Below are 18,298 nucleotides of genomic sequence, written 5' to 3'. Positions count from 1 at the left end.
TGAAAAGTAAAAAAAGGATGAATCAAAACATTTAGTTTTGATTCATCCTTTTTAGTTTTAAGCTGTAGCCTCTTTTTCATCTTCTCTCCATTCTTCAACTTCATCACCAAGTTCAGGAATAGAAGAAGCGTAGAATACAGGATCCTTTCCAGCTTTCTTTTGAGCTGTATAATCTTGTAAAGCCTTAATTGCAATCTTACTTAATAATACGATAGCTATTAAGTTTAAGATAGCCATAAGTCCCATAAATACGTCAGCTATGTTCCAAACTAAATCCATTGAAGCAATTGATCCGAATAGAACCATAGCAGCAACTAAAATTCTATATCCATATAAAACAACTTTATTTTCTGTAATAAATTGAATATTTGTTTCACCATAATAGTAGTTACCTATTATAGAGCTGAAAGCAAATAATAATATACAAATTGATATAAATGTTCCTCCCCAAGAACCAACTTGAGAAACTAAAGCCATTTGAGTAAGTTCTATACCTTTTACAGAACCATCTAATTTTACACCTGATAAAAGTATTATAAATGCTGTAGAAGTACAGATGATTAATGTATCAGTAAATACTCCTAGTGTTTGGATTAAACCTTGTTTTACAGGGTGAGAAACTGTTGCAGTAGCAGCAGCATTAGGAGCAGATCCCATACCAGCTTCGTTTGAGAATAAACCTCTCTTTATACCTTGTAATAGTGCAGCACCTATACCTCCACCAACTACTTGTTTAAGTCCAAAAGCATTTTCAAATATAGTTTTGAATAATGAAGGAATTTGGTTGAAGTTCATTATTATGATAAATAAAGCAATTACTATGTAAGCTACAGCCATTATAGGAACAAGTATACTAGAGATTTTAGCAATTCTATTTACTCCACCAAAGATAATTATTAATGTTAATACTGTTAATATAATTCCGATTATAAGCTTATTTGCATTAAAAGTAGAGTTAAAAGCAGCAGTAATTGTGTTAGATTGTACAGAATTAAATGCAAATCCAAAACATATTATTATAAGAACAGAGAAAGCTATTCCCATCCATTTTTGCTTTAGTCCTTTTTCCATGTAGTAAGCAGGACCACCTCTGAAGTTATCTCCATCTTTAACTTTATAAATTTGAGCTAAAGTAGATTCTATAAAAGCAGAAGCTGAACCTATTAATGCAATTAGCCACATCCAGAATACAGCACCAGGTCCTCCGATTGCTATAGCAGAAGCAACACCTGCCAAGTTACCTGTACCAACTCTTGATGCAGTACCTATACAAAAGGCTTGGAATGATGAAACTTGTCCTTTAGCCTTATCTTTTGAAGAAGTTCCTTCCCCAAGTAATTTAAACATTTCTTTAATATTGCTAAATTGAACGAACTTAGTTCTAAAAGTGAAATATAATCCTATTGCTATTAGCATAGCTATAAGAATATAAGTCCATATAAAATCATTAACTAATAGTATTTTCTCATTTAAAAATTCCATAATAAAGTATCCCCCTTTTTATATTTATCATTTGATTTTTTTACTATGTACTTTACTATAGTATACTATAAAAGTATAAATAATGCAAGAGGGTTAAGTGTATTATTCATAAAATGAAGTTAAAATTATCAAAAGGCTATAAAAATAGATAAAAATGAAATTTTACTTGCAAGTTAATTCATTTGATTAAAAATACATATAAAAAGGCAGTCATTTTTACATGACTGCCTAGAAATTAATTAAATAAGTTGTTTAATAAATCACCAAAATTACTTTGTTATTCATGATTGATATCATCCTCTTCAGTATCATCAGGAGTAGTTTCTGATGGAGAAGTTGCTCCGATATTTTCATCTGGTGTATTAGTAGTAATCTTTATAGTTAATTTTACTGTTTCACCAGAATTTATTTCTGATGTAAATGAAGTTAATGTATATTGACCTGGATCAATAGAACCAGATACTGATAGACCACTAAATGAATATTTAATACCTCTATTATTTAGTATAACAATAGCATCGTATAAATCCATGTTTGCTCTTAATCCTATTTGAGATAAGTTTATCTTTTCCTCAGGCTTAGTATCATCCTCTTGTGTAGGAACTACAAATGGATAATCAGCAGCATTAGGATTTGCATTTGGTTTTTTTATAAATACTTTATTAGCAAGAAGTCTTGCTGGAGTATTATCATTTGCTAATTTATTATTAGAGCTATTAACAGTGACTTTTACGTGAACGTCACAAACTGATTTAGGTTCTGTTCCTTCAATGAAGTATTCAGTTTTAACTCTACTTCCTCTTTGATCATGATAACATAAATCAGTAGGAGATTTACCTGAGTCTTTACAAACTTCTGCCTGAACAAGTCCAGATGGAGCCTCTATATCAGCATAGCTTAATCCAGAATGTACAACATCCATTACTTTTCCAAATAATGTTGCCGCACTACCACTGCTACCATACATTTTTTGTGGAATATCATATCCAATCCAAACAGAACCAGAATAATAAGGTGTAACTCCAGCAAACCAGAAGTTATCAGAGTTATCAGTTGTACCAGTTTTACCAGCTACAGGTATATCACTAAATTGAGCTTTAGTTGATGAACCTTTTAATATATCATAAAGTATATATGATGTTTGTGGTGAGAATAGAATAGTAGCCTTAGGTTCTTTTTCTAATAATACATTACCACTAGCATCTTCAACTCTTGTATAAAGAGAAGGTTCATATATAACACCATTATTTCCTAGAGCACCATATGCGGAAGCTAAAATTGTAGTATTTCCACCATCACGGTTACCTTGTGGTTGTTCAAATTGACCAAGAGCTAATGCTGACATTGTATGAGATTCTGGAGCATATTTTAAACCAGCTCTTTCACCATATTCAATTGCTGTATCTAAACCTAACATATCAACTGTTTTTATAGATGTCAGATTTTTAGAATAAGTTAAAGCTTCTCTTGCAGTAACAAACCCAGCCATTGAACCATCAGCATTTTTGGGATTAACACTTCCAAAGTTATACTTCTTTAATATTTCTGATGAAACAGAAGAATCATCTAAAGGGGTTCCAGCTGTTATAAGTTTAGTATCTATTGCAGGACCATAAACAGTTAAAGGTTTAGTTGTAGAACCAATTGATTTTAAATCAAAATAAGCTCTATTAAGTGAAGTTGGCGGTTGATTTCCACGTCCACCAATAAGTACTTTTACTTGACCAGTTTTATAATCAATTACTGTTGCAGAAGCTTGTAATTTAGGTACACCATCATTATCTGTAGGATCATAAGAAGTATCATCAACTTGTAAGTTAGTTCTTTCATTTAATATATCTTGAACAGCATTTTGCATTTCAGTATTTAATGTAGTATATATTTTTAAACCACCATTAACTAGTAGTTTATTTACTTCCTCATCAGTATACTTGTACTTTTCTTTTAAATCCTCTTTTACCTGATCTAATGCTGGATACACAAACCACTCTTGATTTACTCCATAGTCAGTATCTAGCTTAGAGAAATTAAAGTCATTTGCTTCAGCTTGTGCATAAGCTGTATCGAATTCTTCTTGTGTAATATATCCAAGTTCTAACATTTTACTTAATACTGTTTGAGTTCTTCTAATATATCCGTTTGGATAATTTGAGGAACTAGTATTATAAGCACTATATGTTGTAGGAGCTTGAGTAATACCAGCAATATAAGCACATTCAAGTAATGTTAAATCCTTAGCGGTTTTAGCAAAGAAATATCTAGATGCAGCTTCAACACCATAAATATGTCCGCTAAGAGGGATAGTATTTAAATAAGAACGAATGATTTCTTCTTTACTTAACTCTTTATCTAGTTGAACTGCTAAAACTATTTCTTTAATCTTTCTATTAATTCTGTCAAGTGGTGTTGACTCAGCAGAAGCTTCCGTAGCTAATACAGTATTTTTAATTAATTGTTGTGTTATTGTAGAGGCACCATGAATACCATTTTGTTTACCTAGTATAACCATAACATCTCTTGCAGCAGCACCTAAAATTCTTTTAACGTCGATACCGCCATGAGTCATGAAACGTTCATCTTCAATAGAAATATAAGCATTAATTAAATTTTGAGGCATCTCATCATAAGGAATAATATATCGTATTTCGGTAGATGGTAAGTCATCTATAAATTCGCCTTGGTCATCAAACAACATTGAAGGCTGGTTTAAATTATAAATAGCATTCACATCTAATGGTGGTGTTGTTTTAATAACAGCAACAACATAACCAACACCCACAACACCGATTAATAATCCTATTATTAAGATTGTAAGGAAAAAGTATTTGAAAAATCGTTTAATTTTTGATGGCTTTTTCTTAAGTTTTTTCTTAGCACTTTTAGATTTTGCTACTTTTTCTGCAGGACCTTTTGATTTGTTAGAATCTTTAGCCATTTGTTCCTCCTTTTATTTATATTTAATATAATATTCTATATAATTATAGCATATTAATTATAATAGTGAAATAATAACTACTAAGGTGAGTGTATGAGATATTATACAAAGAGACCTAAACATCATAAAAATATGAATTTTAAGCATTGCAAAATACCTTCAAATTTATTAATAGTACTTCTTATAATTTTTGCTTTTAATTCTATAATATACATTTTTGGGAAAAGAATACTTCCAACTGTGCTTAATATTGGAGAAATTAAAATAAAGTCTGAAGCAGTGAAAATTATGAACGAAGAAAGCGTGAATGTTTATTCGGAAAATTTTAAGTACGATGATATAATTGATATAGAAAAGGATGCTGATGGAAATATAACGATGATAAGAGCGGATACTGTAAAGCAAAATTATTTAGCATCTCAAGTGGTTTTAAAATGTGATGAAAGACTTTCAGAGCTTGAAGATTTAGGAGTTAAGATTCCATTAGGATACTTAACTAATAATGTGATGTTTTATAATATGGGTCCTAAAATAACTGTTAAGATGCAACAAGTAGGGAATATAACTACATCTTATGAATCGGAATTTGAAAGTGCGGGAATAAATCAAACTAGGCATAAGATATATTTAAATTTAACTACTACAATGAGAGTTGTTGTACCTTTTAATAGCAAGGAAGTTGAAGTAACTTGTCAAATACCTGTTTCAGATACTATTATAGTAGGTAAAATTCCTGAAACAGCAATAAATATGAATGGAAGTAACTCTAACTAAAAAGTGGTATTTGCCACTTTTTTTGTTTAAGAAAAAAAAGCCTAGTGAATTTTAATATGACCTATAAAGATAGTTGAATAAATAATAAATTATAAAATAATATTGCTTTAGTATAAAGATTAAGTCAATAATAGTATTAAGGTTTATATTGTAAGGAGGAATGAAAAGTGGAAAATTTTAATTTTAAGGCTTATACAGAAATATTATTTGGAAAAGGTCAAATTTATAAATTACCAGAGGTAATGAATAGATATGGTAAAAATGTTTTACTTGCTTATGGTGGAGGAAGTATAAAGAAAAATGGAATATATGATAATGTTAAGAAGTTATTAAATGATTATAATATAATTGAACTTGATAAAATTGAACCAAATCCAAAGATTGAAACTGTAAGAAGAGGAGTTAATCTTTGCAAAGAAAATAATATTGACGTTATTTTAGCAGTTGGAGGAGGAAGCACAATAGACTGTGCCAAAGTTGTTGCTGCAGGAGCTTTTTATGATAAAGATCCATGGGATTTAGTAACGAATCCAGAAAAAATAGATAAAGTTTTACCAATAGTAACAATTTTAACTTTAGCAGCAACAGGTTCAGAAATGAATGGAAATGCCGTTATTTCTAAAATGGATACTAATGAAAAGTTAGGTACTTCAAGTGTAAATATGAAACCACAAGTATCTATTTTAGATCCAGAGTATTTATATACATTACCAAGTATTCAGACAGCGGCAGGTACAGCTGATATAATGTCACATGTATTTGAAAGTTATTTTAAAAAAACAGAAGGTGCTTTTGTTCAAGATAAATTCTCAGAAGGATTATTAGAAACTTGTATAAAGTACTGTCCAATAGCTTTAAAAGATCCTACAAATTATGAAGCTAGAGCTAATTTAATGTGGGCTAGTTCAATGGCTCTTAATGGATTATGTGGTAGTGGTAAACCAGGAGCTTGGACTTGTCATCCAATAGAGCATGAGCTAAGTGCTTTCTATGATATAACTCATGGGGTAGGGCTTGCAATAGTAACTCCAAGATGGATGAGATATATTTTAAGCGAAAATACAGTAGATAAGTTTGTGGATTATGCAATAAATGTATGGAAATTAGAAAATAAGGATGATAAATTTGCTTTAGCAAATGAAGCAATTGATTTAACTGAAAAATTCTTTAAAGATTGTGGAATTCCTATGACCTTAAAAGAAGTTAATATTGATGAAACTCATTTTGATGAAATGGCAAAGGGAGCTGTAGAACATGGTTCCTTAGCTTATGCTTATGTTCCATTAAATGAAGCTGATGTTAAAAAAATATTAGAGATGTGTTTATAAAAATATAAAAAAATTATTAAATAAGTAGGAAAGAGTAATTTCAAAAATATTTATAATTATGCTTATACAAAAATGATGCGCTAAAAAATAGAGCATCATTTTTGTGTTTGTAAATTTATAATAAATGTGAGTTGGAAAGGCATTATTTTAATTTAGCATCTAATTCGTTTGAGATAGCAAGATTATAAATATAAGCATTATTAACTTCATTAATAAAATCTATCTTCATTTCATCAGATAAATTAATTTCTGCTAACATGTTATGATATTTCATAACATATCCTCTTAAATCATTGACTTCAGGGAATTGATAGTAATTTAACCCTTCATTAGCTATCTTATAGCTTGTACTTAATAATGAAAGGAATGTTCTGCCACCAAATAAATCTGCTAAGAATCTTGTGTATGCATATGCAACTACAAGTTCAGGTTTAGTTTGTGATAATTCCTCTATTTTTGCAACACAAGCTTCTGTAGAAGCTAATAATTTCATTGAATTTAATTTATCACCTAATAAGAATTCTAAGTCTTTTCTCATAAGTTCTGAACGATATAATTCTCTTGTAACAAATGGCTTAACTACAGTATTATTTTCATTTTTATCTAATGCATCTTCAATAGCCTTATACATTTTTTCTAAGTTGTATATGTATTCAGCATATCCTTCAACAGAAGCAGTTCCATCAACTAATTTCTTTATATAACCTGTATTTTCTGCTGCACTATGTAATAGTGAAGTTTTTTCTCTTATATCCATCATAAATTTCATTATATTCACCTCATTTAATTACTAATCACTTTAATGATAATATATATCAACGGATAATAATTATCAAATAATAAATATGATTAAATCAAGTTAAATCTTAGTGAAATACTCTGATATACTCTTATTTTCTTTATTTTTCTTATTATTTTTTATATCTAAAAAATATATATGATATTGTTTAGGAATAAATAGTTTAATTTAATACATATAAATAAAAATATATATTTTTATCCATGAACAATAAATAATTATATAATCAAGAAAGGGGTTAAGATGAGTAGTATAAAAGAGCATTTAATTATGAGAGGGACAGAAGCTTTAGAGGAGCTTAATTTAGGTGAAGATATAATTGATGATTTTGAAGATTATTTAGATGGTGAAATAGAAGCAGAGGAGTATCTAAAGAGATTACCTAAAATAGATATAAATAAAATGAATCGTAACTCACTTGAAAAAAGTATTCAAGGATTTTCATCTATGGAAAAATATAATTATAAAGATTATTTAAATAAGTATTTTGAAATGCTATATAAAATGGGGAGAGAAGGCATAAACTCAATAGTAACTTTTCCATCATATCAACTTGAAGAAAAATTAGAAAAAAGAATAAATAACGGATTAAATAAAGAAAAAATTATAGGTATTTGTATTAATGAAATTGCATTTAGTGAGTATTCATTTAATTATAAATCACTTAAATGGCTTCATGAATTTTGTAAGAACACTCCTGAATTAGCAAAGAGAGTAAGTAGAGCATTAGAAATAGCAAGTAATGAAGAGTATATATATGCTAATGCTGAAAAAATTTTAAACTCTATATATGTGTATAACAATTATAATATTGATCAAGAGATATGTATAAAATATATATTTGATCTTGAGCTTTGTATGATTGCAAGTATGGATAAATTATTTGAAAATAATATTACAAAAGAACAGATAAAAAGTATTAAGGATTATATTGTTAATGGAAAAAATTATAATGAAAATGAGGTGAAACCATTAGTAAATTTAATTAAAGCTAGTAAATATAGTACTTATTTATTTAAATTTATGATAGCTATTTCATGCTTACACAGAGATAAGTCTAAAGTTTTAGATAAATTAGTTAAATTATTTATTGAAGCAAATTATAAAGAGGCAGTTAAAGTAATAATTGATATGTCAGGTTTAGAAAATAAAAAAGATTATGACCTAGATAAAAAGCTTGATATATCTACAAAATACTTTATTGCTTACGAAGTTAATAAGTATTACTATCAGGTGGATAATAATTTTTTGAAATACAAATCAAAAGAGAATAGCAAAGCATTTAGTGAAGCTATTTTATTATGTAATGAAGATATAAGATATAATTTAGTGCCTTTTATTCATGATGAAGAAGAAAAAAATACTTATATTAAAAATATAGAATCAAGATGTAAAGATACTATTAAAAAAATCTTAAGTGAAGGAAATACAGATATTAATTTAATATCACAAATAGTTTCGTTTTTAAATGATGAAATAAGCTTTGAAAGTATAAGAAATGATTTAGATAAGTTAAAAGATTACCCAATAAGAGCGTATGCGAATTATAATTTTATTAATTCAATGAAATTTTTAGCTGAATTAGAGTGTAACAAAGTTTATGAAAAAATAATAGCAATACTATTTACACTTAATTTTGGAGAAGTGATAGGTAGTATTTCTAATGTAAAAGATAATAAAACAAATTTAGAATGTATAGTTAAAAATTACAATATAGCAGAAAAGTATAATATAGCAATAATTGATAGAATGAAGTGTATTGATTTATTAGTTGATAGTTATAGTTATACAAGTACTTACAAAAATATGATTGATGTAGTAATAAAAGATTTGATTAAAAATCATAGAACTGAGGTAATTAGTAATATTAAAAAAATGTGTCCAAAAGGAAGAGGATTATATTTAAGCAAAATTTATATGAAACAAAATGAAGAAAATGCACAAATAATTTTAGATAATTTTTCTGATACGTCCAAAGTAGTTAAAGAACAGATTATAGATATTTTTAAGGACTCAGTAAAATATTTAGATAAGGTTATACTAAAGCTTAATGCTAAAAAGCAAAGTGAAAGAGAAGTTGCAATTAGAGTTTTGGATAAGTTCATCGATAATAACAAAGTTAATGAAGAGGAAAAAAATATAATTATAGAAAATCTAAATGCTTTATTACAAATAGAAAAATCTCAAAATAATAAGGAATTAATAATAAAAATATTAGGTATTAAGAAAGCTACTGAAGAAGTAGAAGAGTTAAGTAATGAAGATTTTATAAAAAAAATATTAAAAGGAAATAAAAAAAGTAGTTTAAAGTGGTTAGACTTTGAAACATTGCCAAAAGTGAGATTTAAAGATAGCAATGAGATATGTAGTGTAGAATATTTGCAAGCTATTTTGATATGTTATTCATCATTAACAAAGATAGGAAGAAGCAGTGATGGTGAAAGATTGGCTGAAAAATTAGAAAAATTTGATTTTGAAAATTTAGTTAATAATATTTTTGATATATGGATTTCTAATAATGCAGAAGTAAAGAAAAAATATATTTTAAGTTTAGTTTCAAGATTTGGTGGAGAAAAGGCAATTGTAAAGCTTAATAGTAAAATTAATGATTGGGCTAAAAATTCAAGAGGGGCTTTAGCTTGCGAGGCAGTATATGCATTAGCTTTAAATGGAAGTAATAGTGCATTATTAATTGCTGATGGTATTTCAAGAAAATTTAAATATAATTCAGTTAAGACAGCAGCAGGACAAGCATTAGATTTTGCGGCAAAGGAGTTGGGAGTTGATAGAGAAGAACTTTCAGATAAAATAGTTTCAACATTAGATTTTGATAAAAATGGACAAAGAATATTTGATTATGGAACTAGGAAGTTTATTGTTAATTTGACACCTAGCCTTGAAATAGAAGTTTTTGATGAAAATAATAAGAAATTAAAGAACTTGCCTAAGCCAGCTAAGAAAGATAATGAGGATATGGCAAAGAAATCTTATGATGAATTTAAAGTATTTAAGAAACAACTTAAAAATACAGTTAGTATTCAAAGCTCAAGATTAGATTTAGCATTATCAAATAATAGAAGATGGACTGTAGATTCATGGATTAATTTATTTGTAAATAATCCTATTATGCATCAGTTTGCTATAGGGTTAATATGGGGAGCTTATGAGAAGGGAATATTAAAGGAAACCTTTAGATATATGGAAGATGGAACATTTAATACTAAAGATGAAGATGAATTTACTCTTTTAGAAGATGAAGAATCAAAGAAGAAAATTAAAATTGGATTAGTACATCCATTAGAATGTAGCAGTGAAGACATAGAAGAGTGGAAGAATCAGCTTGAGGACTATGAAATTATACAGCCAATTGAACAGTTAAATAGAAGAGTATTTTTAGTTTCTGAAGAACAGAAAGAAATGACAGAAGATGAGACTTATGCAGGGAAAATTATAAGTGGATTATCTTTAAGTAGTAAACTTCTTAAATTAGGATGGTATAGAGGAAATATTTATGATGCTGGAGGTTATTCAGAGTTTTATAAGTTTAATAAAGAATTAAATATATATGCTGAAATAAATTTTGAAGGATCATCAGTTGGCTATGAGTATGATGATACTACAATGTTTACTGTTAAATTTTACAATGTAGATAGTGAAGATAAGATATTAAATTACTATAGTAATAAGACAGATAAGTATTTAATGAAGTTAAAGGATGTTCCAGAAAAATTATATAGTGAAATAATGTATAACGTTGATAATGCATTATCTTCAAGTACTAGGACTAATGAGGGTTGGAGAAAACTTAGATAGTGAAAAAGGGGATATATATGGATTCTAAAATGTTAAAACCACCAGTGGAGGTTCTTTATAAAGAAGAGCTAGCTGCATTAAAAAAATATGATGATGGAATAAAGCCAGAAAGTTGGTTGCTTTCGCCAAAGGCAGTAAGGACTTTTATTTTAGGAAGCAATAAGCCTTTAGTATATAGAAATAAGGAAGTAAAAATAACAAAAAAGTTTTTTGGAAACGATACTTTAGTTGAAAGATGTATTATTACACTAGCTGGAAATAGAGGACTTATGTTAGTTGGAGAGCCTGGAACTGCAAAGACTATGCTTTCAGAGTTACTATCTGCAAGTATTTGTGGAAGTTCAACTAATACAATTCAAGGAACAGCAGGGACTACAGAAGATATGATTAAGTATTCTTGGAATTATGCAATGTTATTGGCTAAGGGACCAAGTAGAGAAGCTTTAGTTGAAGCCCCTCTTTTTGTTGGAATGAAAAATGGGATAATTACAAGGTTTGAAGAAATAACAAGATGTCCAGCAGAAATACAAGATAGCTTAATAAGTGTATTAAGTGATAAAGTTTTAAATATTCCAGAGCTTAATGGTGATGATGGAATTCTTTTTGCAAAACATGGTTTTAATGTAATTGGTACTGCAAATACAAGAGATAAAGGTGTTAATGAGATGAGTAGTGCTTTAAAAAGAAGGTTTAATTTTGAAACTATTTTTCCTATTAAAGAAGTTGCATTAGAATCACAAATAATTATTAATGAAGTTGAAAAGCTAAGAAAAGAAAATAATATAGATATGAAGGTTGATGAGGATGTTGCAAAATTACTTGCAACAACATTTCATGAACTTAGAGAAGGTGTATCTTCGCAAGGTACAAGAATTGATAAGCCATCTGCAGTTATGAGTACAGCAGAAGCAGTTTCAGTATATTATCAAAGTATGATGAATTCATATTATTATGGAGAATCACAAATTAATGTTGATGGACTAGTACAAAATATTATAGGCGCAGTAGCAAAGGAAACTAGGGATGATTTGGAAAAGTTAAAAAATTATTTTAATGTTATAGTTAAGTCAAAGGCTATAGAGGGTGGAGAGTTATGGAAGAAATACTACGAAGCAAGGAAATGGATAAAATAAATGAAAGTGAAGAAATAGAGTACCTATTTAAAAAGTCATTTAATTTTAATTCTAATATCGTATTTTTCCCAGTAAGACATCATAGTCCAGCTTGCTCATATCATTTAAAAAATGTAATTAATAAGTATAATCCTGAGATAATATTAATAGAAGGAATAATTGATGGAAATAAAATAAAGGAGTTTTTATGTGATGAAGAAAGTAAAGCTCCTTTTGCAATTTATTATTCTTATTATGATTCTAAGGGGTATATAAGTGATGAGAAAAAAAGATATAAGTGTTATTATCCATTTTTAAATTATTCACCAGAGCTTGTAGCTTTAAGAGAAGGGAAAAAGAGAAATATAGAAACAGAATTTATTGATTTACCCTATAGTGAAATTCTTATTAAATGTGAAGAGGGGAAAGGTCTTTTAAAAGAACAAGATAAAAATAATTATAATGATGATTATTTATTAGAAGAAAATAAATATATAGAAAGATTATGTGAAAAGCAAGGCTGTAGGAGTTTTAATGAACTTTGGGAAAAGTTATTTGAAATTGAGGGTATTAATATTTCTACAGAAAAGTTTGTTATGAATATGCTTTCATATTGTTATCTTTCAAGAATAAATACAACAAGGGAAGCTTTAATTGAAGATGGATGTATAGAAAGAGAAATATTTATGGCTTCTAAAATTCAAGAGCATAGTGAAAAGAAGAAGAGGATCTTAGTTGTAACAGGTGGTTTTCATACTTATGGAATAATAAGCTTATTAGATCAAAAGCTTAAGCCTAAGATTCATAAATTTAATAAAGGGGATAGTAATGTTTATGTTATGCCATATTCTATGGAAGCATGTAGTATGCTTAATGGATATGCTAGTGGAATGCCGTACCCATGCTTTTATGAAACTGTATGGAAAGGTATTGAAGATAAAGAAACAAATTATTATGAGAAAGCTGTCATTAATAGCATAGTTAAAACTGGTAAGGCAGCTAGAAAAGCAGATATAGGAATTTCTACCTTTGATGAAATATGTGCATTTAATATGTGTAAAGGGCTAGCACAATTAAGAGGAAAAAATCAATGTGGAGTATATGAATTAGTTGATAGTATAATATCTTCCTTTATAAAGGGTGAATTAAATATTTCTACAGAAAGTCCACTTAAGATTTTAACTAAAGAGATAACAGGAAAGGAAATAGGGGTACTTTGTAAAGATACAGAGGTACCGCCTATTGTAACTGATTTTAGAAATTTAAGTGAAAAATATAAATTAAAAATTGGGTATACAGCGGAACAGGAATTAGTACTTCAAATTTTTTCTTCACAAAGACATAGAGAAATAAGTTGTTTTTTTCATAGAATGAATTATTTAGAAACGGGATTTTCAAAGGTTGTGAAAGGACCTAATTTGTTGTTAAAGAAGAATTTAAACCTTGTAAGAGAAAGTTGGAAATATAAGTGGAGTGTTAGCGTAGATTCAACTTTAATTGATAAATCAGTTTATGGAGGAACTATTAAAGAAGCAGTAATTACTTTAATAAAAAAGGATATAAAAGAAAATGCTAAAAACTCACAAGATATATCTAGAATTTTAGTTGAAGCTTTTGAAATGGGAGTAAGTAAAATATTTGAATATAGCTTTTCAGCACTTAAAGAAGCGATATCAAATGATGGAAGTTTTTATTCTTTAGTTGAATGTTTAAGAAATTTAAATTGTATTTATAGCATGAAGGAATTATATAATATACCTTCTATGGATGAAGTAAAAAATATTATTTTTTCATGTTATAGTAAAATATCAATATTAATACCAGATTTACATCATGAAAGTGAAGATAATAGTCAGAAAACCATTGAGGCTTTAAAGAATATTTTTAATATAGTTTTAAGTAGACAATTTAAATTAGATGATAACTTATTTAAAGAAGCAATTTACTCACTTTTAAATTATAAAGAATGTAATGAAGGTATTGAAGGAGCTGCATTAGGTATTTTATTTGGATTAAATGATATAAATGAAAAAAGAATATGTGATGCTATTGAAGGATATATTTTAGGAACAAAAGATATGGTACTAAAAGTTCCTACATTCTTAATAGGGTTATTTGCAACAGCAAAGGATTTAGTATTTATAGATTTTACAATTTTAAAGTCTATAGATAAGCTTGTAAATGAAGTTTCAGATGATGAATTTATTAAGGTTATTCCAAATTTAAGATTAGCATTTAGTTATTTTACACCAAGAGAAATAGATGAAATAGGGGAAAAGGTAGCTAGTATATATGGTAAGTCTAAAAAAGAGTTTAATGAAGTACATGCTATAAATCCTAAGATATTAAGTATTGCTACAGAGCTAGATAGATATGCTATAAAAGTTATGAAGGAGGGGAATTTATTATAATGAATAAAATAAATAATAATTATGATAAAAATACTGCTTCAAACTTAAATAAATGGAGACTTATATTAGGGAAATATGCAAATAATCAAATAGAATTTTCTGATGAAGAAAGTGGCATAAAGTATATGAATATGGATAATGCCTTAGATTTTTTATATGGAAGGGAATATGGGGAAGAAGATGGAGTAAGAAAAGAAAAGAGAAAAATGGGATCTTTAGGGCCATCAAATTTAACAGTACCATCTTGGATAATAGAGATAAGAAAGTTATTTCCAAAAGAAACAGTAGAAATATTAGAAAAGCATGCATTGGATAAATATGAGCTTACAGAGCTTCTTACTGATAAAGAGGTTTTAGAAAAATTAGAACCTAATGAAGAGCTGTTAAAAAATATTCTTCAAATGAAACACTTACTAAAGGGTGAAGTTTTAGAAACAGCTAAGATAATAGTAAAAAAAGTTGCAGAAGATATTACTAAAAAACTTGAAAATGATGTGAAAAAGGCTATTGTTGGACAAATAGATAGAAATAAATCTAGTTTAGTTAAGAATTCAAGAAATATAGATTTTAAGAAAACTATAAAAGCTAACTTGAAGAATTATGATGTTAATGAAAAAAGTCTTGTTATAGATAAAATATATTTTAATGATAGGGTAAAAAGGTATAACCCTTGGAATGTAATAATTGCTGTTGATGAAAGTGGATCTATGCTTGATTCTGTTATTCATAGTGCAATTATGGCAGGTATATTTTCAAAGCTTCCAATGTTAAAAACTAATTTAGTTATATTTGATACTGAAGTAGTTGATTTAAGTGGATATATTGATGAACCAGTAGAAACGTTAATGAGTATTCAACTTGGTGGTGGCACTAATATAACTAAGGCACTTACTTATTGTGAAGGTTTAATAGAGAATCCACATAGAACAATTGTTATTTTAGTTAGCGATTTATATGAAGGATATGATTATAAAAGAATGTATGGAAGAGTAAAATCTATTATTGAAAGTGGTGCAAAGTTAATAGTTCTTACTGCTTTAAATATGGAAGCAGAAGCTGTATATGATAAAAATGCAGCTAAAAATATGGCAGCTTTAGGAGCAGAAGTAGCTTCAATGACGCCAGGAGGGTTAGCAGAATGGATAGGGAAAATACTTTCTTAGAAAGGTTAAATAGTTATATAAATAGTTTAGATGAAGATTATCTTATTGGAATAAGTAATAAAGGAATTGTTAAAAGAGCCAATAAAGATCTTGAAAAATTAGAGTCTATTGAATATGACATTAAAGATGATTATATAGAATTTAAAATTGATGATATTACATGTTCTGTTAATGAGGAAGTACAAAAATATAAGTGTAGTTGTCCATCAAGAACTATTTGTAAGCATATAATCATGTGCTATTTATATATCATGAACAATAAAGAAAAGATATTTGGAGAGATTAAGGAAGAGTGTAACGAAGAACAACTTGAAGAAGATAAAATTGAAACAAAGGAGTTTATAAGACTTAAAGAATATAATATTGAAAATATTAAAAAAAATATTGGAGAGAAAGCATTAGTTGATATAATAAGAAAAATAAATTTTGGAATTAATTATACAATTACAGAGACAGCCATGGTAACAGTTGATTTTGGTGAAGAGTTAATAAAGGTACGATTGTTAGATGATATTGAAAATAGTTTATGTAGTTGTAAAAGCAAGGAATTATGCATTCATAAAGCAGAAGCATTAATATTGTATAAGCTTTATAAAAATTATATATCTTTAGAAGAATTAAATAATTATTTGATTAGCAAAGAAGTTTTAGATTATGAAAATATAAAAAAAGCAACTGTGGAGATACGAAACTTAATTGAAGAAATATTAATAAGTGGAATATCAAGAGTGCCAGAAACTATACTAGATTCAATTAATAATATGGCTATAAAATGCCATAATTGTGATTTGCCAAACTTTGAAAAAACTTTAAGAGGAATAAGAGAAGAAATTATATTATATTTTAATAAAAATGCAGCCTTTAAAAATGAAAAATTATTAAACATACTTACTACACTTTATATAAAAACATTAACTCTTGAAAATTCTAATAATTTTAATATTATATCAGAAATAATTGGAGAGTTTAAAAGTTCATATTATAGCATTCCTGTAATAGAGTTAAATGGTATAGGTGAAGAAAATTGGACAAGTAACTCAGGATATAAGGGAACGACTTATTATTTTTTTGAAAATAAAAGAGGAGAAATATTTACTTTTACAAAAGCAATAGCAACCTACTATGATAATATGCCAAGAAGAAATTATATTATAGACAATAATGTGGCACCTTGGGGTTTAAAATGTAAATTAGAAGAATTAGATAAAATTCATTTTAAATTGAAAGGTGGAAAAGTTAATTTACAAAATAGAATATCATCTAGTAATGAATCAAGAGGAGATTTAATTGGATTGTCAGATATAGCTAGTTTAAACTTAGAAAGATATAAGTTTGATAATTGGGAAAAGGTTATAGATAGTGTTTTTTTGAATAAAAAGAAAAATAATGAAAATTATAATTTAGTTTTCTTAGAAGGTAATAAGTTTGGAGAAAGTAAATTTGATAATATAACTCAAACTTTTACTTTGGAAATAAAAGATAAAGATGAAAATGTTATGGAAATAAATATTAAGTTTTCACTTGAAAAAAAGCATCTTATAAAAACTTTAGAGAGATTATATAAAAGGGGAAAGGTTCCAATGTTTTTTGGAAGAGTTTATATTGATGAAGGTAAGATTAAGTTTTATCCTATATCATATTTTAGAGACAATGAGATTGAAAGCTTAACTTAATAAAATGGGAGTAATAAAATTGATGAATGATTATGATGTTATTTTAGAGTTTATTTCTGAAGTCCAAGATACATTAGCACAATTATTAAGTAGTGGTTTTTTTGCAGCTCATGAATTTACTATTAATGAACTAAAAAGATTAGAAAAAAGTGCGAAAATATATAATCTTACTTACGCAGAAGAAGTTTTAGGATTTTTATATGAAAAGCTAGAAAGTAAAAAACATACCTTTAAGTTTGATTATAGTGAATGTATTGACAAGTATTGCAAATTGAATAATTATTGCTTAATTTGTAAAGAGCAACTTGAAATATTAAATATAAAAGGTAAATATGTCGCAAATATAAGACCAAAGCTTTGAAACAGAAAAAAACTTTGGTCTTATTTACCAACAAGTTTCACAATTAAATACATATGAGCAAGGCAAGGTATTTGAATTTTTAAAGAATGTATTGATGTCAAATGGGATTGTTAACTCTATAAATGAAGAAATCGCTGAAAGTAGGTTTAATAAGAGCAAGTGTTACCTTTTTGTAATCATGACAAAATATCTAAGTATGGAAAAAAATAATCCTAAGAAATTCTTTATTCATGCTAATTCAACACATTCTATATCTTTAATAAAGGATTTAAGATTAAAAGACTAATATATGAATAAAAAGTAAAATTTGCTTTGATTTTACTGTTTTTAGTGTACAATAAATATAATGATTAATGAACAATTGTATAATAGAACTAAATCGCTAAAAGCGACGGCTGGATTAAGTGATTATTAAAAGTTTATATGGAAAAAATAAGAAGTGAAGTT

At 27.4% G+C, this 18,298-nt stretch carries 11 protein-coding genes and 1 pseudogene; 9 read left to right on the top strand and 3 right to left on the bottom strand.

Annotation, left to right across the window (positions count from 1 at the left end):
- Positions 1-57 precede the first annotated feature (57 nt).
- Complete coding sequence (locus I2E98_RS11965) at positions 58-1,482, bottom strand: alanine/glycine:cation symporter family protein (protein WP_195469128.1); 1,425 nt, start codon at positions 1,480-1,482, stop codon at positions 58-60.
- Positions 1,483-1,759: 277 nt separating this feature from the next.
- Positions 1,760-4,417, bottom strand: a complete 2,658-nt coding sequence (locus tag I2E98_RS11960; protein WP_195469127.1) for a transglycosylase domain-containing protein — start codon at positions 4,415-4,417, stop codon at positions 1,760-1,762.
- 93 nt (positions 4,418-4,510) lie between these two features.
- On the opposite strand from I2E98_RS11960, the gene yunB reads away from it, so the two are divergent.
- A complete protein-coding gene (gene yunB, locus I2E98_RS11955) occupies positions 4,511-5,191 on the top strand; it encodes a sporulation protein YunB (RefSeq protein ID WP_195469126.1) in 681 nt (226 codons plus the stop codon).
- A 167-nt stretch (positions 5,192-5,358) separates the two neighbouring features.
- Positions 5,359-6,519 carry an iron-containing alcohol dehydrogenase gene (locus I2E98_RS11950; RefSeq protein WP_195469125.1) on the top strand — a complete coding sequence of 387 codons (1,161 nt, stop codon included), beginning with the start codon at positions 5,359-5,361 and terminating at the stop codon, positions 6,517-6,519.
- 142 nt (positions 6,520-6,661) lie between these two features.
- Here I2E98_RS11950 and I2E98_RS11945 read toward each other — a convergent pair whose 3' ends face one another.
- Complete coding sequence (locus I2E98_RS11945; RefSeq protein WP_195469124.1) at positions 6,662-7,288, bottom strand: biliverdin-producing heme oxygenase; 627 nt, start codon at positions 7,286-7,288, stop codon at positions 6,662-6,664.
- 273 nt (positions 7,289-7,561) lie between these two features.
- Here I2E98_RS11945 and I2E98_RS11940 point away from each other — a divergent pair, with 273 nt between their 5' ends.
- From I2E98_RS11940 to I2E98_RS11910, 7 genes and pseudogenes are all read left to right on the top strand, one after another.
- Positions 7,562-11,131 carry a DUF4132 domain-containing protein gene (locus I2E98_RS11940; RefSeq protein WP_195469123.1) on the top strand — a complete coding sequence of 1,190 codons (3,570 nt, stop codon included), beginning with the start codon at positions 7,562-7,564 and terminating at the stop codon, positions 11,129-11,131.
- A 17-nt stretch (positions 11,132-11,148) separates the two neighbouring features.
- Positions 11,149-12,264, top strand: coding sequence for an AAA family ATPase (locus tag I2E98_RS11935; protein WP_195469122.1), 1,116 nt, complete (start codon positions 11,149-11,151; stop codon positions 12,262-12,264).
- On the top strand, positions 12,225-14,654 hold the full coding sequence (locus I2E98_RS11930) for a DUF5682 family protein (protein ID WP_195469121.1): 2,430 nt from the start codon (positions 12,225-12,227) through the stop codon (positions 14,652-14,654). The genes I2E98_RS11935 and I2E98_RS11930 overlap by 40 nt, the downstream gene beginning before the upstream one ends.
- Entirely contained in the window at positions 14,654-15,817 is a 1,164-nt protein-coding gene (locus I2E98_RS11925) for a VWA domain-containing protein (protein WP_195469120.1), read from the top strand. The genes I2E98_RS11930 and I2E98_RS11925 overlap by 1 nt, the downstream gene beginning before the upstream one ends.
- Positions 15,793-17,490 (top strand): SWIM zinc finger family protein, encoded by a 1,698-nt coding sequence (locus I2E98_RS11920; RefSeq protein ID WP_195469119.1) that lies wholly within the window; start codon positions 15,793-15,795, stop codon positions 17,488-17,490. Before I2E98_RS11925 ends, I2E98_RS11920 begins: the two co-directional genes overlap by 25 nt.
- Positions 17,491-17,509: 19 nt before the next feature.
- Complete coding sequence (locus I2E98_RS11915) at positions 17,510-17,851, top strand: hypothetical protein (RefSeq protein ID WP_195469118.1); 342 nt, start codon at positions 17,510-17,512, stop codon at positions 17,849-17,851.
- A gap of 22 nt (positions 17,852-17,873) precedes the next feature.
- Positions 17,874-18,055 (top strand): annotated as a pseudogene (locus I2E98_RS11910) (IS1595 family transposase); the annotation flags it as partial.
- Between the last annotated feature and the right edge of the window lie 243 nt (positions 18,056-18,298).

It is taken from the genome of Clostridium sp. D43t1_170807_H7 (genome assembly GCF_015555905.1).
Classification (GTDB): domain Bacteria; phylum Bacillota; class Clostridia; order Clostridiales; family Clostridiaceae; genus Clostridium.
Note: the sequence above shows the minus strand (reverse complement) of the source record. Positions and strands in the feature narration are given on the sequence as shown.